At 40.2% G+C, this 19234-nt stretch carries 23 protein-coding genes; 11 read left to right on the top strand and 12 right to left on the bottom strand.

The window, feature by feature from the left end; all coding sequences use genetic code 11:
- Both Q0192_RS03640 and Q0192_RS03635 read left to right on the top strand, forming a co-directional pair.
- Positions 1-300 (top strand): alpha-E domain-containing protein (locus tag Q0192_RS03640; protein WP_299286216.1); only part of this gene is annotated, 300 nt, incomplete at its 5' end.
- Positions 301-351: 51 nt separating this feature from the next.
- The gene (locus tag Q0192_RS03635; protein ID WP_299286213.1) at positions 352-1341 is read left to right on the top strand and encodes a transglutaminase family protein; all 990 of its coding nucleotides are present in this window, start codon (positions 352-354) and stop codon (positions 1339-1341) included.
- Positions 1342-1451: 110 nt separating this feature from the next.
- Here Q0192_RS03635 and Q0192_RS03630 read toward each other — a convergent pair whose 3' ends face one another.
- Both Q0192_RS03630 and Q0192_RS03625 read right to left on the bottom strand, forming a co-directional pair.
- Positions 1452-1583, bottom strand: coding sequence for a hypothetical protein (locus Q0192_RS03630; RefSeq protein WP_299286210.1), 132 nt, complete (start codon positions 1581-1583; stop codon positions 1452-1454).
- Between the two features lie 280 nt (positions 1584-1863).
- Positions 1864-3198, bottom strand: a complete 1335-nt coding sequence (locus Q0192_RS03625) for a dihydroorotase (RefSeq protein WP_299286208.1) — start codon at positions 3196-3198, stop codon at positions 1864-1866.
- Positions 3199-3335: 137 nt separating this feature from the next.
- On the opposite strand from Q0192_RS03625, the gene Q0192_RS03620 reads away from it, so the two are divergent.
- From Q0192_RS03620 to Q0192_RS03590, 7 genes are all read left to right on the top strand, one after another.
- Positions 3336-3935, top strand: coding sequence for a hypothetical protein (locus tag Q0192_RS03620; RefSeq protein WP_299286205.1), 600 nt, complete (start codon positions 3336-3338; stop codon positions 3933-3935).
- 29 nt (positions 3936-3964) lie between these two features.
- A complete protein-coding gene (locus Q0192_RS03615) occupies positions 3965-5143 on the top strand; it encodes a hypothetical protein (protein ID WP_299286202.1) in 1179 nt (392 codons plus the stop codon).
- Between the two features lie 365 nt (positions 5144-5508).
- The gene (locus tag Q0192_RS03610; protein WP_299286199.1) at positions 5509-6375 is read left to right on the top strand and encodes an alpha/beta hydrolase; all 867 of its coding nucleotides are present in this window, start codon (positions 5509-5511) and stop codon (positions 6373-6375) included.
- A gap of 132 nt (positions 6376-6507) precedes the next feature.
- Positions 6508-7845: a DEAD/DEAH box helicase gene (locus tag Q0192_RS03605; protein ID WP_299286197.1), complete on the top strand. Its 1338-nt coding sequence runs from the start codon at positions 6508-6510 to the stop codon at positions 7843-7845.
- Positions 7846-7857: 12 nt separating this feature from the next.
- On the top strand, positions 7858-8124 hold the full coding sequence (locus tag Q0192_RS03600) for a hypothetical protein (protein WP_299286194.1): 267 nt from the start codon (positions 7858-7860) through the stop codon (positions 8122-8124).
- Between the two features lie 110 nt (positions 8125-8234).
- Positions 8235-8564 (top strand): gliding motility protein GldC, encoded by a 330-nt coding sequence (gene gldC / locus Q0192_RS03595; protein WP_299286192.1) that lies wholly within the window; start codon positions 8235-8237, stop codon positions 8562-8564.
- A gap of 13 nt (positions 8565-8577) precedes the next feature.
- Complete coding sequence (locus Q0192_RS03590) at positions 8578-8991, top strand: hypothetical protein (protein WP_299286189.1); 414 nt, start codon at positions 8578-8580, stop codon at positions 8989-8991.
- 30 nt (positions 8992-9021) lie between these two features.
- On the opposite strand, the gene Q0192_RS03585 is transcribed toward Q0192_RS03590, so the two are convergent.
- Positions 9022-9312 (bottom strand): YciI family protein, encoded by a 291-nt coding sequence (locus tag Q0192_RS03585; RefSeq protein ID WP_299286186.1) that lies wholly within the window; start codon positions 9310-9312, stop codon positions 9022-9024.
- A 94-nt stretch (positions 9313-9406) separates the two neighbouring features.
- A complete protein-coding gene (locus Q0192_RS03580; protein ID WP_299286183.1) occupies positions 9407-9889 on the bottom strand; it encodes a methylated-DNA--[protein]-cysteine S-methyltransferase in 483 nt (160 codons plus the stop codon).
- A gap of 53 nt (positions 9890-9942) precedes the next feature.
- Here Q0192_RS03580 and Q0192_RS03575 point away from each other — a divergent pair, with 53 nt between their 5' ends.
- Positions 9943-10626 carry a heme exporter protein CcmB gene (locus Q0192_RS03575; RefSeq protein ID WP_299286218.1) on the top strand — a complete coding sequence of 228 codons (684 nt, stop codon included), beginning with the start codon at positions 9943-9945 and terminating at the stop codon, positions 10624-10626.
- Between the two features lie 46 nt (positions 10627-10672).
- Here the strand turns inward: Q0192_RS03575 and Q0192_RS03570 are convergent, their stop codons facing one another.
- The 8 genes from Q0192_RS03570 to Q0192_RS03535 form a co-directional block, all read right to left on the bottom strand.
- The gene (locus tag Q0192_RS03570) at positions 10673-11944 is read right to left on the bottom strand and encodes a pitrilysin family protein (RefSeq protein WP_299286180.1); all 1272 of its coding nucleotides are present in this window, start codon (positions 11942-11944) and stop codon (positions 10673-10675) included.
- Between the two features lie 21 nt (positions 11945-11965).
- The gene (locus tag Q0192_RS03565) at positions 11966-13225 is read right to left on the bottom strand and encodes a pitrilysin family protein (RefSeq protein WP_299286177.1); all 1260 of its coding nucleotides are present in this window, start codon (positions 13223-13225) and stop codon (positions 11966-11968) included.
- A gap of 165 nt (positions 13226-13390) precedes the next feature.
- Positions 13391-13750: a hypothetical protein gene (locus Q0192_RS03560; protein ID WP_299286175.1), complete on the bottom strand. Its 360-nt coding sequence runs from the start codon at positions 13748-13750 to the stop codon at positions 13391-13393.
- A 109-nt stretch (positions 13751-13859) separates the two neighbouring features.
- Complete coding sequence (locus tag Q0192_RS03555) at positions 13860-15560, bottom strand: PAS domain-containing sensor histidine kinase (protein WP_299286172.1); 1701 nt, start codon at positions 15558-15560, stop codon at positions 13860-13862.
- A 295-nt stretch (positions 15561-15855) separates the two neighbouring features.
- Complete coding sequence (locus Q0192_RS03550; RefSeq protein WP_299286169.1) at positions 15856-16905, bottom strand: DUF2235 domain-containing protein; 1050 nt, start codon at positions 16903-16905, stop codon at positions 15856-15858.
- A gap of 11 nt (positions 16906-16916) precedes the next feature.
- Positions 16917-17267 (bottom strand): hypothetical protein, encoded by a 351-nt coding sequence (locus tag Q0192_RS03545; protein ID WP_299286166.1) that lies wholly within the window; start codon positions 17265-17267, stop codon positions 16917-16919.
- Between the two features lie 192 nt (positions 17268-17459).
- A complete protein-coding gene (locus Q0192_RS03540) occupies positions 17460-18425 on the bottom strand; it encodes a hypothetical protein (protein WP_299286163.1) in 966 nt (321 codons plus the stop codon).
- Complete coding sequence (locus tag Q0192_RS03535; RefSeq protein WP_299286160.1) at positions 18422-18733, bottom strand: hypothetical protein; 312 nt, start codon at positions 18731-18733, stop codon at positions 18422-18424. The genes Q0192_RS03540 and Q0192_RS03535 overlap by 4 nt, the downstream gene beginning before the upstream one ends.
- 224 nt (positions 18734-18957) lie before the next feature.
- Between Q0192_RS03535 and Q0192_RS03530 the strand changes: the two genes are divergently transcribed.
- On the top strand, positions 18958-19234 hold a 277-nt coding region (locus Q0192_RS03530), incomplete at its 3' end, for a QueG-associated DUF1730 domain-containing protein (protein WP_366518132.1).

Genomic DNA, 19234 nt, shown 5'->3' with positions numbered 1-19234 from the left:
CGTTCTACTTTGGAACCGCGAAACATTATTGACCAGATTATCTGGAACGAAAACTTTCCGCGTTCTATCCTTTATTCAATTGTGCGTTTGCAGCGTTCGTTTGAAAAATTAGAGATTGACCATCAATTGGAAAGTTTTAAAAGATTAAAGTTTTTAATCGGGAAATTAAAAAGCCGCGTGCAGTTTTCCGACATCCAAACGTTGGAAGCAGAAGGTTTACAAAACTACTTGCAAGACATCAAAAACGGATTGTTAGAAATTGGTACTGCTTTTAACCACTATTATTTTGCGTACGATTAATTTTTAAAAACCCTGCTTTTCAAATTTCTATCCGTATTATCAAAACTACAAATGCCAAAATTCAACATCACCCATATCACCCGTTACTTGTACCAAGAGCCAATTAACGATAGCGCCAACCAAATTATGCTATACCCGATTGAAGATGAGCAACAGCAAGTCCTCAGCCAGCATTTAAAGATTACGGACGACCCATTGGTAGAAACTTACCGCGATTATTACGATAACAAGGTCGGCACGTTTACTAATCCGGGCGTACATTCAGCTTTAATTATTGATTCGGAGATAGAAGTGATCACGCACAGCCATAACATGCCCGAAGATTCGGCTCCGGCTTTAGAACAATGGGAAGTTTTAAACCAGTTGAAATACCAGGTGCCTTACATCAATTTTTTGCTGCCGCAACCGTTTAAAAGCCAGCTTGAAGTTGTGCAGGTGATCAACCAGGAAAAAGCGCGCGAACAAACGCCGCTTCAATTGGCAAAAGCGTTAAGCAATTTTATTTATACCAACTTTGAATACAAAGCAGGCGTAACCACCGTAGAAACCACGATTGACGAAGCCTGGGAATTAAAATCAGGCGTGTGCCAGGATTTTGCGCATTTATTGCTGGTGATGACCCGTTTGGCCGGAATTCCTGCAAGATATGTGAGCGGGTATATTTGCCCCAACAAAAACGGTATGCGCGGCGAAGGTGCCACACACGCTTGGGTGGAAGCATACATTCCGTATTTTGGCTGGCAAGGCTTGGATCCAACCAATAATATTTTGGTGGATGATAAGCATGTGCGCCTGGCAGTCGGCCGTAATTTTTCGGATTGCAGCCCCGTAAAAGGCACTTACAAAGGAAATTCGCAGCACCAATTGGAGGTTTCGGTTACGGTTTCTTACGATAACGAAAACAAGCAGGTGAAGCAAAGCGAGCCGGTTCCGGTTTTTGTACCTTTTAACAACCAAAACTTTGACAACACAAACACAGAAGCTAAAAATTCTTACCGGCAATATTTGGAATGGCAGCAACAGCAACAGCAGCAGCAGTAATTTTAGGTGGATAAAAGAAGCATGAACTTTTCATAGTTCGGGTTATTTTCAACCTATTTAAACGTGTTGGAGAACCCATTGATTTTATGCCGGTAAAAGAAGTATTTTCTTTATTTGTTCTGCTGATAAAACCTTTCCCATAATTGGTTTTCCGCTAAACCGTCCTCTTCTAAATCCCGCGTTTGCAAAGACATAGCAGTAAAGCTTGATTTTTCTTCTGCTTCTGGTTCATCAACAATCATTTTTTTACTTCTTCTTTTACTTTAGCCGTCATTGCTTTATACAGTGTCATAAAAGCCAAAGCTTCGTTGGTAGGTTTAAAAGCCGTAATTGCCATAAAAAATTATTTATTGCTAAGTTAACTTGTAATTGTAAATTATCAAATTTGTAATTAATACTTCTGATTTTTAGGCGATAAAAGAAGTATTGTCATCCCGACCGTAGGGAGGATCTTCTTCAAGTTTCAAATATTGAACAGCTTTGAAGAAGATTCCTCCTATCGTCGGAATGACAGTACGGTTGCTATCTTTCAAAACTCAACCGTTTGCCCGTCCGTTCACTTTGCAGTTTCCCATCTGCCCAAACCAAATTTCCGGAAACAATAGTATGTGTAATTTTTGATTGAAAAGTCTGCCCTTCAAAAGGGCTCCAGCCGCATTTATACAAAATGTTTTTTTTAGAAACTTTCCAAGGCGAGTTCAAATCAACCAAAACCAAATCTGCCCAAAAGCCTTCCCGGACAAAACCTCTTTTTTCAACCTGAAAACAAATGGCCGGGTTATGGGCTGTTTTCTCAACAACCTGTTCCAACGAAAGCTTCTTTTGATGCACCATTTCTAAAAGTGCAGGCAAAGCATGTTGTACCAAAGGCCCGCCGGAAGGCGCATCGAGATAAGGTTTTACTTTTTCTTCGGATGTGTGGGGCGCGTGGTCGGTTGCAATTACATCAATATGTCCGTCTAAAACAGCTTGCAAAATCGCGTTTCGGTCTGTCGTTGTTTTGATGGCCGGGTTCCATTTGATGAGATTTCCTTTCGCTTCATAATCCTCGTCTGAAAACCAAAGATGATGCACACAAGCTTCGGCAGTAACTTTTTTATCTGCTAAAGGAAGCTCCGATTTAAATAACGATACTTCTTTTGCCGTCGAAATATGCAGCACATGCAAACGTGTTCCGTTTTTCTTTGCCAATTCAACCGCCATCAAGGAAGACAAATAACAAGCCTCCGTACTTCTGATTTTGGGGTGAAGCCGAACCGGGATATTTTCGCCCAACAATTGTTTGTAATGATTGAGGTTGCTTTTAATCGTCGCTTCGTCCTCACAATGCGCAGCAATTAACATGGGCGATTCTGCAAACAATCTTTCCAGCGTTTTCGGGTTGTCAACCAGCATGTTTCCGGTTGATGACCCCATAAAAACTTTTACGCCGCACACATTTTGCTGGTCTGTTTTTAAAACTTCCTCCAAATTATCATTAGAAATACCCATGTAAAAAGAGTAGTTGGCCAATGATTTTTGTACGGCCAACTGATATTTATTTTCCAATAATTCCTGCGTCAACGTATTCGGAACCGTGTTGGGCATTTCCATAAAAGAAGTGATGCCGCCGGCAACCGCAGCCGCGGATTCGGAAGCCAGATCACCTTTGTATGTCAGGCCAGGTTCGCGGAAATGCACCTGGTCATCAATGCAACCGGGCAGCAAATGCAAACCTTGAGCGTTGATTTCCTGACCTACAACCGTATCAATGGAAGGAGCAATTTTCTCGATAAAACCGTTTTTCAACAAAATATCGGAAACGTATTGTTTACCTTCGTTTACAATGGTTGCGGATTTGATGAGGATGGAAGCCATGCTTCAAAGATAAAAGCAGGACGACGAATTTGGCTACAAAAAGAAAATTCTGTTGGGTTTAAACCAACTTTCCCTTCAACTACTCAAACAAAACATCGCCCCAAAACTGTTACCTATTTTTACCCCATAAAAGAAGCATGAAAAAACTAGCCCTGATACTGTTTTTACCCCTTATATTTTCGTTAAGCCGATGCGGCATCAACAAACAGGTTGAACAAGCCAAAGCACTGGGCAAATGCCATTTCGATTTGGTTTCTGTAGATAGCATGAATCTGGCAGGCGTCAGCATCAACCGTTCTGAAAATGGGCAGGCGGTTAACTTGACGAGTTTGCCGCGTTTGGCAATGGGTTTGATCAGCCATAACATTCCTTTAAACGCAAACGTTGCCATTAGGATCACGAATGAAACCGGACAAACGGCTGCGATTGACCAGTTTGAATACAAGATTTTACTGCGGAACAATGAAGTTTTTAACGGCTTTGTAAACCGGAAAGTAGTTGTTCCGGCAGGCGGCGGACAAATTATTGTTCCCGTCCATGTTTTTGGTAATGTATATAAACTGATTGCCGACCAGCAAACCAGCCAGGCTTTTGGTGATTTGATTTCAAATTTGTCTGGCTCAACAACAACCCCAAAATCTGTGGTAACTTTCAAAATCAGGCCAACGATTGATTTGGGCGGCCATGCTTTCAATTATCCGGGTTATATTAGTTTTGATAAGGAGTTTGGGAGATAGGTTTTGGGATAGCTTCATACATTTATTTTATGCAGAACAAGTTATTAATACTGGTAGCAGCAATCCTGCTAACTGGTCTTGCGCTAACTTCATGTGGACAAGCAGTGGTTGTTCCAAATGGAATTAACTTTCCAAAAGATTCTCTGATAAAAGAACAGTTAATTAATTCATTAAATGGTTTACTGGTTCAGATGGAACAGCCAGCTAGCAAAAATGAGTTTATTTTAAAAAGAGAATTATTAGAAACTTCCACATTGATGGATGAAATGAAGGAAATGTCGCAAAATGTAAAACTAAAAGATAAAGATTTTTATAAATTTTACCTCGATAATGTTGTTCAATTAGAGGATGATAATTTTCTTGTCCAGCTTTGTTACATAGGCATAACTGAGGGTAACCCGGTTTTTAGAGCAGGTTTTAAATTACTGGCCAAGAAAGAAGACAACAAGTTTTACTTTTATTCTCCCTTAAAACAAAATACAAGGGCTTGGAAATCAAAAACCATCAATCGTACTACTTATCATTTTAAAGATACGCTTAACATAACTGATGTTAAAGAATATCAAAAAACATTGAACTTATATGATCGCAAATTAAAAGCTCCTGTTTACCCAACCGAGTTTTACTATTGTGATAATTTGCCGGAAGTGCTACAGCTTATTGGCGTAGATTATAAACTGGATTACAATGGCAGAAAAAACGACAACTTAACTGCTCATGAAAATAATATCAATTTAGTATTGAATGGTTGGACATCCAATAAATACAGCTTTGATCCGCATGATTTATGGCATGAGCGTTTGCGAACAGTTATGAATAGTGAGGTGATTAACCGCCCGGTTGATGAAGGTTGTGCTTATTTATATGGTGGTAGCTGGGGATTAACATGGATACAAGTTTTAACAAGTTTTATAACTTATGCAACTGCTCATCCCAACGCTAACTGGGAAGCTTTATACATATCTTTTGAAAATTACACCAATGGAGACAAGCCTTTAAAAGTTCCTTATGCAATTAACGCGCTCATTGTAGAAAATATAGAAAAAGAAAAAGGCTTTGATGCTGTGATGGCTTTATTAGCTTGTGGTAAAAGAGAAAATGGAGATGCCAATTATTTCAGTACATTGGAAAAGATTACGGGTGTAAACCGCACCAGCTTTAATAGTTATGTTTGGAAGTTGTTAAAACAACATAAGCTTAAAATGTAATTCTGTAAATATGATGAATACTTCTTTTATCGACTAAAAATATACGGCTATCATTCTCTCTGATTGATTTGTAATACTTCTTTTATCGGCATAAATTCCTGAAGCTTTTTCTTTAACATTTCCGTCCCCCGCTCTTCTCCATCCCCGCTCCCAAAAACAAAACCCTATCTTTGCCGCATGTCCGTAACTTTTGAAGACTTTACTTGTTTCTCGTAATTTTAAATCTTGCTGAAGAACTGCATTCCTTTAACTTTTATTTGAAAGTATTGGAGCAACAGGTGAATGTTACTGCTAAATTCTCAAATCCTTCGATTCGATCAATACATTTTTGTCCTGTTACTAATGCTATATATGCTTATTAATTTATGAAAAAGCTAAAGCAAATTATAACCGAAATCAAGACCCATCAATCACACACTTCCGACAATTTTCAAGAACTTGTTTGGCAATTAATATGTTACCCACCGAAAATGCCAATTAGATGGCATCAAGAACAATTAATAGAAGATTCGAAAAGATTCAGTTTAACAGTATTTGACAGACATTTCGCTAATAAAAATATAAAATTTAATGGATTCAAATGGGGAAACGGGCCAATAAAGCTATTAGTTACACATGGTTGGGGTTCAAAAGCTATGGATTTTAGCGAACTTATTTCAAAACTCAGACAGATTGACGAAGTAGAAATAATAGCATTTGATGCTCCAGGAAATGGTAGTTCCGAGGGAGAATTATCAAACTTATTGCTTTATACTCAAGCGATTGAAGTTATTGTACAAAAATTTGGTGATCCAAATATTATCATTGGTCATTCATTGGGTGCAATGGCTAATATTATCGCTTTAACTGAAATGAAATTGGCTCCATCATTACTTATCAGTATTACGCCCCTTATAAAGCTAAAGGAAAACTTTGAAGCTACTATGGATGTAGTTGGAATATCACAAACAGCAAAAGAAGATTTTTTAAATAACTTTAGAAATAAGTTTGGAGTTTCTGCATCGTATTTTACTCTTGGCGATTTATATAATTCTGACGAAGAGCTTAACCATTTGGTAATATATGATCGCAATGATCAAATTTCTCCATTTAGCTATATTAAGGAGTTTTTGGAAGGTCATTCAACTATTAAAAGTAAATGTTATGATAATACAGGGCATGATAAAATTATTAAGTCACCTGTATTAGTAGCTGATTTATATACAATCATAAAAGATTTAATAATAAAATAATTCATCGTATTTGCGTTAAATTGAAAATTAAACATACTGCTTTTATCAACTAAAAATCTCTAAACTCAATCCTTTCCGCTCCTCAAACTTTTCCGCTCCCCGCTCCTAAAAACAAAACCCTATCTTTGCAGCATGCCTGTAACTTTTGAGGACTTTAATTTTAACCGGCAAATTTTAAATGCCATTGCCGATGCAGGTTACACCGAACCTACCCCGATCCAGCAAAAAGCAATTCCGCCAATTTTAAACGGACAAGATGTGATGGGGATTGCCCAAACCGGGACCGGCAAAACAGCGGCTTATGTTTTGCCTTTGTTAATGAAACTGAAATACGCACAAGGCAACGATCCGCGTGCTTTGATCATTGCCCCAACACGAGAACTGGCGATGCAAATTGAAGAAAACATCAAAACTTTTGCTGCAAATACCGATTTACGGACCGTGGTTTTATACGGCGGTTTAGGCCCGAAAACACAGATCGAGCAAATCCAAAAAGGTGTGGATATCATCGTTGCTTCGCCCGGAAGGTTTTTGGATATTTATATTGCCGGCCACATTGTTACCAAAACATTGCAGGTTTTGGTGTTGGATGAAGCCGACAAAATGATGGACATGGGTTTTATGCCGCAGATCAACCGTATCCTCGAAGTCGTTCCGCGCAAAAGGCAAAACTTGCTTTTCTCGGCAACTATGAGCGATAAAGTGCATCTTTTAGCAGGCAATTTTCTCGAATTTCCAACCGTAATCGAAGTTACGCCACAAGCAACGCCGGCACAAACCGTAACCCAAAAGTTATACTTTGTGCCGAACATGAAAACCAAAATCAACCTGTTGCGCAAGCTGTTAGACGAACCGGAAAGCATCACGAAACTGATTGTGTTTTGCAAAACGCGCCAATCCGCTGAAGATGTTTACAAGTTTTTGGAACGTAAATTCGGGCAGCAGCAGGTTAAAGTTTTGCACGCCAACAAAGGGCAAAACACGCGTATCAACTCCATCAATTCCTTTAAAAACGATGAAGTAAAAATATTGGTGGCTACCGATGTTGCTTCGCGCGGGATAGATGTAAGCGCGGTGAGCCATGTGATCAATTTTGACGTGCCGGTTGTGATTGAAGATTATGTGCACCGGATTGGTCGGACCGGCCGCGCTTTGCAATCCGGTGAAGCCATTACTTTTTGCGCGCCGCAGGAAGAATATTATTTGCAGAAAATTGAGAAGCTGATCCGGCAAAAACTGGAAATCCTGCCCATTCCCGAAGGTGTTTTTGTAGAAGAAACCGGTTACGACGAACGCCAGGAACAGAACAAGGAAATTGATTTGCAGATGCGCAAAGAGGATCCGGAGTTTAAAGGCGCGTTCCACGAAAAAAAATTGTCTAACCAAAAAAGTAACCTGCCGAAGAAAAAAGATGACCGCAAGTTTAAATCGCCCAAAGCTTTGCGAGGCAAAAAATTGCGGAATAAATAGTTCTTTTGTAGCATGAAATTCAGGATTACACCGCTCAACCTGGCAACGGCCGCATTTATTGTGCTGGCTGTTGACATTTGGATTAACGGCGCAAAAATTTCTGGCGGACAATACGAACATTTTGGTAGTGCCATCAGTTGGATGTTTTTACTTTTTGCCGTAGCCGTTTCGTTTCTCGATATCATCTTCCGGAACTTTTTCCCCGAAACCAAAAAAATATGGCTCATCGAACTTAGCTTTATCACTTTGTCCATCGTCATTTACTTATTAGTAAGTTGATAGTTAATGGTTCATGGTTAATGGTTAATAAATAAAACCAAATGCAAATCGTGATGGCTGAATGCTGATAGCTGATAGCTGATCCCCTCTCACCCCAAACCTCCTACCCAATGAAAAAAGCAGAAATAAAATTAATGATAGAACTGGACGACCAAAATGTGCCTGAAAAAATTACCTGGGAATCTACCGATTCGCAATCTAAAGAAGCATTGGCGGTAACGGCTTTTAATTTATCGCTTTGGGACCATCAGTATAAAAACACATTGAAAATTGATTTGTGGACGAAGGAAATGCCGGTGGATGAAATGAAACGCTTCTTTTACGAAATGCTGCAAACCATGGGCGACAGCTTTTTGCGTGCAACCGGCGAAAAAGCAATTGTGGAAGACTTACGCGATTATTGCGCCCACTTTGCCGATAAAATGGAAATAAAACAATAATAAAAGCAGTATCATGTCACCACGAACCTTTGTAACTTTTGCCGGATTTATTATGCTGATTGCCGGAATATTTAGTCCGCTGATTAGTCCGTTAGGTTTGGTAAAATGGAATTTGTTCGATTTAAATCAGCCTTTTGCAATTGTAGTTTTGGTAATTTCAATAATTGGTTTGGTTGGAACAATTATGCAAAACAAACGGCTGGCTAAATTTGCAGCTTTGATTTCACTTGCTTTAGTTGTACTTGTATATATTGCTGCTTTGATGAAAGTAAAAACATCGTTTAGTTTTATTCCATTTCCAAAACTTTCGCAAACGTTAGCTGGCTTTATCCATTACCGCTGGGGCTGGTATTTACTGTTTTTCGGCCCAATCCTGGCTTTACTTGGATCAAGAAAATCAAAAAGCATTCACTCAGCAAGAAAATAATTTTTGCTGAGGGAATGCTTCTTTTATCACCTAAATTTCAGCAACTTTAAAAGGTTTAATTTCGATCCGGTCCCAAACTTCACCTTTAATGTAGGGGTTATTGTTGAGCCATTCCTGCAAAGCTTCCGGTGTTTCAAACTGAACGATCATGGCCGAACCGATCATCTGCCCATGATCGTTTAACAAAGCACCTCCAATTAAATAATGGCCTTTGTTTTTGGCTTCTTTTACGCTTTCCAAATGCGCCGGCCGGGCTTGCATCCTTCTTTCCAACGCGTTTTCATCTGTAAAATCTAATGCGTTTATTAAATATTGATTCATGTTTTTGGTTGTAGTTACTTCTTATAAAAACAGCTAATCAAGTTTAAGTTTTAAGCAGAAAGAAATACTTCTTTTATCGCCTGTTTTTTAGCAATTAAAAAATTAATTCTGTTTGTGCTTTGCCAACCATTTTTGCTTCATGCTGCAGCAGCCATTTTTTTCGCCACAAACCACCGGCGTAACCTGTTAACTCACCGTTTTTACCAATAATGCGATGGCAGGGAACCACAATCCACAATTTATTTTTGCCGTTGGCCAAAGCAATAGCGCGAATGGCCAGCGGATTTCCAAACGCGTTCGCCATCTGCAAATAACTTTGCGTTTTCCCGAATTCAACCTTGCCCAATTGCTGCCAAACCTGTTGCTGAAAAGGCGTTCCGGTTTGGTGATGCGGAAAATCAAATAGGCTTCTTTTACCGGCAAAATATTCGTGCAACTGCAAAATTGCTGATTCTAAAACTTCGGTTTGCGGTTCAACTATCTCCGTTTCTTCATCCAAAACAGAGATTGCACAGATTTTGCCTTCTGTTTCTTCAACTTGAACAATTCCAATTGGCGAGCGGTAATGTGCGTGCATCTTCAAATATAAAAATAATTTAAAGCCGTTTGCCTTGGTTATATTTGCTGCCGATGGATTTATTCAACCAAGTAAAATTTTTGCTGAAGAAAGAAGTTTTGCTGGAATGGCGATCGAAATACGCGTTCAATGGCGTGTTGCTTTACGTGGTTTCTACCGTTTTTGTGTGTTACATCGCTTTTAACTTGTCGCCGGGTTTTGTGGGAAGTGCCGGGTATCCAATCGTTTGGAATGTTTTGTTCTGGATCATTTTGCTGTTTGCTTCGGTAAATGCAATTGCCAAAAGTTTTATGCAGGAAAGCAGCAGCCGGTTGCTTTATTATTACACGATAGCAAGTGCAAAAGCCATCATCCTGGCAAAAATTATTTACAATTGCTTGCTGATGATGCTTTTAAGCACGCTGGCACTTTTGGTTTACCTGCTGTTCTTTAAAAATACTTTAGGCGATCCGTTGTATTATTTTCTATCTGTTTTAAGCGGAAGCATTAGCTTTTCGATGGTTTTTACGATGCTTTCGGCCATTGCTTCTAAAGCTGGGAACAACGGAACGCTGATGGCGATTTTGTGTTTTCCAATCATCATCCCGGTAATTTTGATTTTGGTTCGATTTTCGAAAAACGCGATGGACGGCATCGAAAGAAGCGCAAGCATGCACGATATAATCGTACTGGCCGCCATCAATATTATTGTTGTGGCTACTTCGCTTGTTTTGTTTCCGTATTTGTGGCGCGATTGACACCAAAAAAATAGGGGTAAAAGAAGCATTCCTGCTTCAACTTAAATCAATATTTCCCCACAATCACTTTTACAAAATCTTCAAAATCCAAATACGCATTGGCCAAAACCTGCAATTTTTCTGAAGTAATACCTTGAACGGTTTTGGTATAAAGATTATAATATCCATAATCCAAACCGGAGAAATAAACATTTTTGAACTTATCAGCGTGAGAGAAAATATTTTCCAGGCTGCCCAGCAAGGCACCCATCATAAAATTTCTGACCAAAGAAAGTTCATCTTGCCCAATCAATACTGTTTTTAACAGGTTAATTTCTTTCTCGATTTCCTGTACGGCCACTTTGCAAACTTCGGCCCCAACTTCGGTGGCAATAAAAAACGTTCCGGTGTTTTTGTAGGAAGCAACTGCCGAGCCGATACCATACGTATAACCTTTGTCTTCGCGGATATTGTTCATCAGCCTCGAACCAAAATAACCGCCCAAAACCGTGTTCAAAACTTGTAAGCCAGGAAAATCAGGATGTTTGCGGTTGATGGTAGCCGTGCCCAAACGAATAGCTGATTGCAAAGCCTCTGGTTTTTCGATAAAAAGTAATTCGCCTGGTACTTTGTCTAATTCAGGCTGCATAAAATCGGCCGTAATCGTATTTTGCCAATCGTCAAAAGTATCCGAAATCAGGCCAATGATGTTTTCATCCGCTTTACCGGCCACCACAATCGTACAATTGGCTGGCTGGTACTGCTGCTCAAAATGCAGCCGCAAATCTTCCAGCTTGATCTGGCCATAATCTTCCAACTCCGCTGTATAACCGTAAATGGTGCCATTGTACAAAGCTTTATTAAAATTCCGCCTGCAGATAACATCGTTTTTTTGCAAATGCACCTGCAACTTTTGCTGCTGGTTGCGGATATATGTTTGCAGTTCTTTTTCCGGAAAAACCGAACCGGTCAAAATATCTTTCAACACCGGCAAAACGGCTTTCAGGTGTTTGTTCAGGGTATAAAGCGTAACCTGCGATTGATCTGCACTGTGTTCTACCTGCAAAAAAGCTCCGTAAAAATCAATTTCGGCCGAAATTTGTGCCGTAGTCCGGGTTTTCGTCCCTTCGGTAAGCAAGGTGTTTACCGTAACGTTTAAAAGCGGTTTTTGGGGATGAAAGCACAGGTTATTAAAAATCCATTCTATTCGCACCAAATCCTGCTCGTCTGAGTGGAACGAAAATATTTTACAGCCGTTTTCCAACACAATTTTCTGCGGCTCGATCAAAGCCAATTCTTCAACTGCATGAAAATCAGGCGCAACAGTTCTATCTAACATACTTCTTTTATCGGTAAAAAATCAGGCACTTACGTTTTCGGCAACTTCTTCTGCCAAATAAATCAAGGTTGATGAGTTTTCTTTGCGGAACATTTTTTGGGCTTGTTCCCGGATGTCTTTTGCCGTTACGGCCAAGTACTTTCCGGTTTCGTGGTTCAGGTTTTCGGCATCGCCCATCAGCTCAAAGTAGGCCAGGTTCATGGCTTTTTCCAGCAAAGACATTTCTGTAAAAACCATGGTTGATTCGGTTTTGTTCTTCACCTTCGTCAGCTCTTCTTCGGGCACCAGTTCGCTTTTAAACTTTTCCAGTTCTTCCCAAACCGCTGCTTCTGCCTGTTCTATGCTGATGTTTTCGAGCGGTTTTCCTTCAACCACCAGCACTGCGGTATCTAAACTGCCTGATAAATAAGCGTTGATATCGCTGAACAATTGTTTCTCTTTCAGCAACGTGCGGTACAAACGGGAAGAATTGCCACGCGAAAGAATGTCTACCAGCAATTCCGTTGGGTAACTTGCCGCTTCCGTTCTTCCCGGCGCATGAAAGGCGATGTACAAACTGTTTAGCGGCACTTTTGCCGTAACCGTTTCGCTCCGTGCTTCGGTTTGTTCGGGTTCCTGCGGCAAGTTTCGGTGGTATTTTTCGCCTGGCGGGATCGGTTCAAACCATTTTTCTGCCAAAGCCTTAACCTGTGCCGTATCCACATCTCCGCCTACAACCAAAATGGCGTTTTGCGGGTTGTAGTGTTTTTTGAAAAACGCTTTTACATCTTCAATTTTTGCGTTTTCAATGTGCGAAAGTTCTTTGCCGATGGTTGCCCATTGGTACGGGTGCTTTTTGTAAACCAAAGGCCGCAGTTTTAGCCAAACATCGCCGTAAGGCTGGTTTAAATAGCGTTGTTTAAACTCTTCGGAAACCACGTTGCGCTGCACTTCCAAACTTTTTTCGCTGAAAGCCAGGTTGAGCATCCGGTCGCTTTCCAGCCAAAAAGCAGTTTCGATATTGACAGCCGGAAGCGTGATGTAATAATTGGTGATATCGTTGCTGGTGAAAGCATTGTTCTCGCCGCCCACGCGTTGCAGCGGTTCATCGTAAGCCGGGATATTTTCAGAACCGCCAAACATCAGATGTTCAAACAAATGTGCAAAACCTGTTTGTTCGGGGTTTTCATCTCTTGCGCCAACATCGTATAAAACATTAACTACGGCCATCGGTGTTGTTTTATCCTCATGAACCAGCACTTTTAAACCATTAGAAAGTGTAAACCTATTAAACCTGACCATAATTATCTTAAAATCATCTGTAAAAACTAAAACACAAAGGTAAGCTTTTAGGTTCAAAAGCGTTTTGTTTCTGGTTTGGATAAACCTGCCCCTGCTGTTTTTATGGCACAAAAAAAGCAGATTGTTTTTAAACCTGCTTCACTACTTTATCTTTTTAAAAAAGAATTATGACGGCGATGGGATTACCGGCATGCCACTCATGTTATCGTCAACCAAACCTTCGTCCTCTTCATCACCGTGGCGGATGCCTTCATAAGGTTCGTCGTCGTCTTCGTTATCCCCGCTGTACGTGTCTTCTCCCGGAAACAAGCGCTTTACTTCATCTTCGTCCAGGTCTTCGTCGTCGTCCATCGGCTCGTTGTCAAAATCCGATAGGTCAGAATTCAAATCCGTATCATCCTCGTCGTCCATTTCATCGTCATCTTCAAAATCGTCATCTTCTTCCGGTGCTAATTGGTCTGTCGGTTCTCCGGTTGTGCTTAACGGAAGTTCTTCGCCGCTGTTGCTAAGGTTGTTTGTTGCCATATTTTGGTTGTTCTAATTACAAGTTATAAAGAAAATGCTTAATTATTGTTTGCAAGATTTTCCATGAATTTATACCGGTAAAAGAAGCATTGCCATAAAAAATAACTGTTTATTGCAGCAAAACGGAAAGTTTGTGCAGCAGTTCTGATGGCAAGAATGGCTTGGTGATGTAATCGTTCATGCCGGCATTAAAACAAATTTCCTGGTTTTCTGTCAAAACGGAAGCGGTAAGGGCAATAATGGGCAGCGTTAGTTTTAGTTCGTTTCGAATGCGCCGACTGGTTTCTAAACCGTCAATTTCCGGCATTTGCAAGTCCATTAAAACAGCATCGTAAGCCGCTTTTTGTAGCATTTCCAAAGCAATAAAGCCGTTGTCGGCAATGTCAACTACGCCTAAATCAGCGTTCAACAAAATCTGGCGCGCCACTTTTTGGTTAATCAGGTTATCTTCTACCACCAAAACTTTTTTATTTTTCAAGGAAGAAAATTTTTGTAGCTGCATGCTTTGCCGCAACTGGTTTTTCTCTGCAACCGCTTTTTCAAACGGGATTACCACCGTAAAAGTGCTGCCCACATTTAGCTTGGTAATTAAATTTATTGTGCCGTTTTGCAGTTCTACCAGTTCTTTTACGATTGCCAAGCCCAAGCCTGTACCGCCGTATTTTCTGGTTGTACTGATGCTGCTTTGGGTAAAACTTTTAAAAACAGCTTGCGTTTTATCCGGTGGAATGCCAATTCCGGTATCGGCCACTACAATTTTAAGTTCAAATGAACCGCTTTCGGTTTCAACAGCGCCGACATCAACACTTACGCCGCCCTGGACAGTAAATTTAATGGCATTGTTTACCAGGTTAGAAATGATCTGGTTTAAGCGCAATGGATCGCCCAATAAATATTCGGGGATTAAAGGATCCACATGGCAATTTAAATAAATGCCCATTTCATCGGCCAAAGGTTTGTAGCTGAGGTAAATGTGTTTTACAGATTCCCTTACCTCGAAAGGTATTTTTTCCAGCCTCAGCATCCCGGCCTGCATTTTAGAAACGTCCAGGATATCGTTGATCAGCAGCATCAATATGTTTGACGACTGCTTAATCACGTTTACATAATCTTTTTGATCTTCGTTCAGTGGTGTGGCCTCAAGCAGGTTTGACATACCGATAATACCGTTCATTGGCGTCCTAATCTCATGGCTCATGTTGGCCAAAAAAAGTTGCTGCGAATTTTTGGCAGCTTCGGAGGTTTCGCGTGCCTTCAGCAATTCAACCTCATACTTATTTTGTTCGGTAATATCTGTAGCAATCCCGCCGAGGCCAAAAATGGTGCCCTGCCTGGTAAACAAAGGAAATTTAGTTGTTAAAAAACACCGGCTTTCGCCGTCAACGTTCAACCATTGTTTTGATTCCTGTACCTTGCCTTCTTTCAGCACTTCGTCTTCGCTTTCTAAAACAAATTCCGCATGGAGATGCCCGAATGCCTCCATTTGTGTTTTGCCTATAAAGTCTTTATATTCTAATTTTAATGCTTGGGTTAAATTCTTGTTCACCAGCGTATAGCGTGAGTTGGTATCTTTTAAAAAAATATTTATCGGACAATTATCTATTACAGCCTGCAAAAGTTTTTCGTTTTCCTTCAGTTTTGCTTCGCTTGCCTTTTCATTGGCTTCTGCAATTGCTTGCTTTTTGTATATTTTTTTGAATTTTAGATAACCGAAAAGCACAACTGCCAGCATAAAAATAATACCGGCAACAGGATAGTGCCAGGTGGCTGCAACAGTTAAAATATAAGGGCGGAAATGCAAATTAGACATCTTAGGCTTTGATATTCATACCGTTGCTTCTACGCTAACAAACCAATAGTGTTGCAATAATTGTAGCAGGTTAGGCTGGCCTGGTTTATAATCCTTAAATATAAGAAGTTTATTTTTGACTTGATTGGGATAATGTTAATCTTCAACGCACCAGCAAACGAAAGAACGACTGGTTGCCAAAATGAATTTTGCAGGGAAAAATACCTGTTTCAATTTCTATCGTAATAATTTATAATGCTTCTTTTATGCCTGTAAATTTAGGGCCTGCGGTAATGCTTCTTTTACCGGTATTTTTTTAAGCAACACTTTGTTGTGAAGCCAATCCTGCTAAATTTCCGGGGTGATAATCGGGCACAGTTTTCATTCTTTCAAAAGCGGCCCCGTTCACCAATTCGTTTGCCAAAGGGTTTTTACAAACCGGGCGAAGATAATCCGGCAGTAAATTAAAGGGAAAGACTTTGGAATTGTACAAAGTTCCCGCTGCATCGGGTTTCAAATGCTCGTCCAAATACTTTTTCTCAAAACCCAAACCTGCGGCTTTTGCTTTGTTTACCATCCAATTTAAGGCAAGGTCGCTCAAACCTGCATCCGGGTAACCGCCGCCAATGTTGGAATGCACGCCCGGAAACCAAACCTGTTCCATCACCTGCTGCACTTCGCCGCGCATTACTTTATCGCTTTTTTCCCATAAAGTTGGCGTAAAATTGCTCCGTTTTTCATCAATGGCCAATGCCTGATAAGCGTATTCTGTGATGCTGCTGAGCTTGGTATCATGAAACTGGTATTTTTTATTGTTGTACCACTGGAACCAGCGCGATGGGATCCCGAGCGCGCCAACCGTGTCCCAAACACCGATAAATTTGATGCGCATGTTGTAGTAACTGTATTTTTGCTTAAAAGCCATCGCCTCTTCCCCGTTCGGGTCGGTAACAAAATTACGGTCGCGGTAAATGCGGTATGCTTCTTTTATCAGTGATAAATCATTGTTTTTAAGGATGCCACAATTACGGATCAACCCGGCCAAACTTCTTGCGGTATAGGCGCCCCGGCTAAAACCAAACAAATAAAGTTCATCGTTCGGTTCGTAGTTCCATAAAATAAATTTGTAAGCGCTCAGGATATTGTCGTCAATGCCTTTTCCGGTGGCACCGTCCATCCGCCTCGAAAACCAGGAACCATCCGAACCAATGCCTTCATCATAAAACTTGATTTGTGCGGTCTGCCGGTCGTCGCTGTTGCAAATTGCCTCAAAAATTTTTTGCACATTGGTGGTTACCCGTTTTCCCTTGTAGGTTTCGTTGGGCCTGTTCCAAGTCCCATCCGAGCAGGTAACAATGCGTTTCATCTAATTTTACATCAGTTTAAAGCATAAATGTACAAACTGTTGCTTTTGGCATTTTTAAAGCTTAAAGGTTTTATTTTGTGTCGGTATTTTCGGTTCATTGCCGCAGCTTCGCTTTTCAAAATGGTTTTCGCCGGTACAAGCGGAAGTTTTAACAATTTAAAATTTCCCGGCTTTGCTTGGGTTTGCCTTACTTCGGTTTTATCTAAAGAAAGCACTACATAACGCGTTAAAGTGCAAAACAGGACTACAGATAGTAGCGAAACATACTTAAAAGCCCTTTTTCTTTTTAAATAGAAAACTAACCAATAATAAATTTTGGTGATAAAAGAAGCATACGAAATGGAATGTTTACGGGTATCCATAGATGCTGGCTGATTAATGGTTTGATGATAATGTTAAATACTATAGCGCTGAAATTAACAGGTGTGGCTTGATTAACTATCGGATTATCAATAAAATAAAACTAAACTAAAAAAACCGGATTGTAAAGTAAAATTTTATTTTTTTTAGAACGGTTGGAATTATAACGGCTGCTGGTTTCAAGTTACGTATTATCACAAAGAAAAGTTTGTTGTAAAACCAACGCGGATACGGTTTTGCAAGCCGTTGTCCAAATGCTGCGTGTCAAACAAATTTACGGCCTGAATGATAAAACCAAGCACCGGGTTCCGGATACCGCTTTTATCTTGTTTGGTTAGGAAAAAGATAACGCCGGCATCGGTTTTGTTTAAGTAAGATGAAAATTGGTTTTTTACAAACAAAGTATAGCCCAACCTCAACTTGCTTGCATTTTCCGAACTTGGGTCATCCGTTTGCGTTGCCCTTGTAAAAGATACAATTTGCGGGAAAGCATTATATTCTACATAATTCCCCTGGCTGGCCGTACTCGAACTTTGCACTTGCCTTTGTGTGTTTCCATTGTTAATTGTGGTGATGTCTTTCACTTCCACCGAACTTAAATCCGCATAATTGTTGCGCCTGCTGTAGCCGGTTTTTAGGTTGATGATATACTTGCTGTTAAGCAAAAAATTATAACTAAGCGTTGCAAAATACGTTTGCGAAATTTTGTTGTACAACTGGTCTGCAAAAGCTGATGTTGGCTGGTACAACAAATATTTATCGTAATTGTAGCCCAAATCAACACTCAGCCAGTCAACTGTTTTACTTGTGGTTGCACGGTTAAACGGATTGACCAGCGTAAAACCATAATTGGCTTTAATGCCAGGCGAAAATTGTCCGTTACGGAACACGGCCGCGTAACCTGCCGTTGGCGATGCTTTTAACCCAAACTCTTGTACCGCATATTTTGCCGGATCATGCAAGGCAGACGACGTAAAATAACTAAAGCCCAACGACTGGTCGCCAGTATTTAATTTGATCAACGACAAACGGCTGACTTGCGGATTGACCAAAATGTTGTTGTTTACAATTTTGTCGCCCTCTTTATCTTCCAATAAAACTTGTGCCGATACTGTTTTTACCAGCATAAAAACAGCAAACAATAAGTACCATTTTTTCATCCAATCTGGTAATTAACTTTTGCATATTCTGTTTCTTCCACTTTTGAAATCAGTTTTTCCGGCTGGCTAATATTGTTAATCAAAACTTCACAAGTCAAAGTCCCGCCGACAATGCCCTGGCTGCCTGCAAAAACAGTTAAAACATCATCTTGAATGGTATAACTTGGAAGTTTTTTGTAACGGAAACCATCCGCTTGTAACCAATCTTTAACCCGCCGATTTCTGTCGGTTACATCTTCCAAAAAAATTTCCCAGGTAATTACCGAGCCGAAAGTTTTGACCCGCAATTCTAAATCAAATGTTTGCATAATTGTTAGGGTTTCTAAATTTAGAACAATCAAAAATACTAAATAAATTAGCAAATAAAAGTTTTTTTAAAAATATTTTTTTGTTGAAGAAAATTGCAAAAAACCAAAAGCAATGCTTCTTTTAGCACCATAAATTTGGTCGTTTGTTTTTACTAAAAATGGCTGAACATAGCATAAAACAATTGCTGTCAACATCCTGCAATGTACTTATCTTTGCGTTAATAATGCAATCCAATCCATTCAAGTACAGCCAATTAATCAAAGCCGAAGCCCAAAAGCTGGGTTTTTTGTTTTGCGGAATTGCGAAAGCCGGTTTTTTGGAAGAAGAAGCGCCGCGCCTGGAAAACTGGTTGAAGCAAGGTTTCCACGGCGAGATGGCTTATATGGAAAACCACTTTGATAAACGCCTCGACCCGCGCTTGCTGGTAGATGACGCCAAATCGGTTATCTCTTTGGGTTTCAATTATTTTAACCCTCAAAAACAGCACGATCCCGAAGCGC

Source organism: uncultured Mucilaginibacter sp., from assembly GCF_937859865.1.
Lineage (GTDB): Bacteria > Bacteroidota > Bacteroidia > Sphingobacteriales > Sphingobacteriaceae > Mucilaginibacter_A.
Note: the sequence above shows the minus strand (reverse complement) of the source record. Positions and strands in the feature narration are given on the sequence as shown.

Coding starts and splice junctions, on each gene's coding strand:
- Q0192_RS03615 (WP_299286202.1), top strand. CDS start 3,965: ATGCAGAACAAGTTATTAATACTGGTAGCAGCAATCCTGCTAACTGGT.
- gldC (WP_299286192.1), top strand. CDS start 8,235: ATGAAAAAAGCAGAAATAAAATTAATGATAGAACTGGACGACCAAAAT.
- Q0192_RS03570 (WP_299286180.1), bottom strand. CDS start 11,944: ATGTTAGATAGAACTGTTGCGCCTGATTTTCATGCAGTTGAAGAATTG.
- Q0192_RS03610 (WP_299286199.1), top strand. CDS start 5,509: ATGAAAAAGCTAAAGCAAATTATAACCGAAATCAAGACCCATCAATCA.
- Q0192_RS03550 (WP_299286169.1), bottom strand. CDS start 16,905: ATGAAACGCATTGTTACCTGCTCGGATGGGACTTGGAACAGGCCCAAC.
- Q0192_RS03580 (WP_299286183.1), bottom strand. CDS start 9,889: ATGCACGCACATTACCGCTCGCCAATTGGAATTGTTCAAGTTGAAGAA.
- Q0192_RS03540 (WP_299286163.1), bottom strand. CDS start 18,425: ATGAAAAAATGGTACTTATTGTTTGCTGTTTTTATGCTGGTAAAAACA.
- Q0192_RS03575 (WP_299286218.1), top strand. CDS start 9,943: ATGGATTTATTCAACCAAGTAAAATTTTTGCTGAAGAAAGAAGTTTTG.
- Q0192_RS03585 (WP_299286186.1), bottom strand. CDS start 9,312: ATGAATCAATATTTAATAAACGCATTAGATTTTACAGATGAAAACGCG.
- Q0192_RS03560 (WP_299286175.1), bottom strand. CDS start 13,750: ATGGCAACAAACAACCTTAGCAACAGCGGCGAAGAACTTCCGTTAAGC.
- Q0192_RS03625 (WP_299286208.1), bottom strand. CDS start 3,198: ATGGCTTCCATCCTCATCAAATCCGCAACCATTGTAAACGAAGGTAAA.
- Q0192_RS03565 (WP_299286177.1), bottom strand. CDS start 13,225: ATGGTCAGGTTTAATAGGTTTACACTTTCTAATGGTTTAAAAGTGCTG.
- Q0192_RS03600 (WP_299286194.1), top strand. CDS start 7,858: ATGAAATTCAGGATTACACCGCTCAACCTGGCAACGGCCGCATTTATT.
- Q0192_RS03590 (WP_299286189.1), top strand. CDS start 8,578: ATGTCACCACGAACCTTTGTAACTTTTGCCGGATTTATTATGCTGATT.
- Q0192_RS03605 (WP_299286197.1), top strand. CDS start 6,508: ATGCCTGTAACTTTTGAGGACTTTAATTTTAACCGGCAAATTTTAAAT.
- Q0192_RS03555 (WP_299286172.1), bottom strand. CDS start 15,560: ATGTCTAATTTGCATTTCCGCCCTTATATTTTAACTGTTGCAGCCACC.
- Q0192_RS03635 (WP_299286213.1), top strand. CDS start 352: ATGCCAAAATTCAACATCACCCATATCACCCGTTACTTGTACCAAGAG.
- Q0192_RS03620 (WP_299286205.1), top strand. CDS start 3,336: ATGAAAAAACTAGCCCTGATACTGTTTTTACCCCTTATATTTTCGTTA.
- Q0192_RS03545 (WP_299286166.1), bottom strand. CDS start 17,267: ATGGATACCCGTAAACATTCCATTTCGTATGCTTCTTTTATCACCAAA.
- Q0192_RS03630 (WP_299286210.1), bottom strand. CDS start 1,583: ATGATTGTTGATGAACCAGAAGCAGAAGAAAAATCAAGCTTTACTGCT.
- Q0192_RS03535 (WP_299286160.1), bottom strand. CDS start 18,733: ATGCAAACATTTGATTTAGAATTGCGGGTCAAAACTTTCGGCTCGGTA.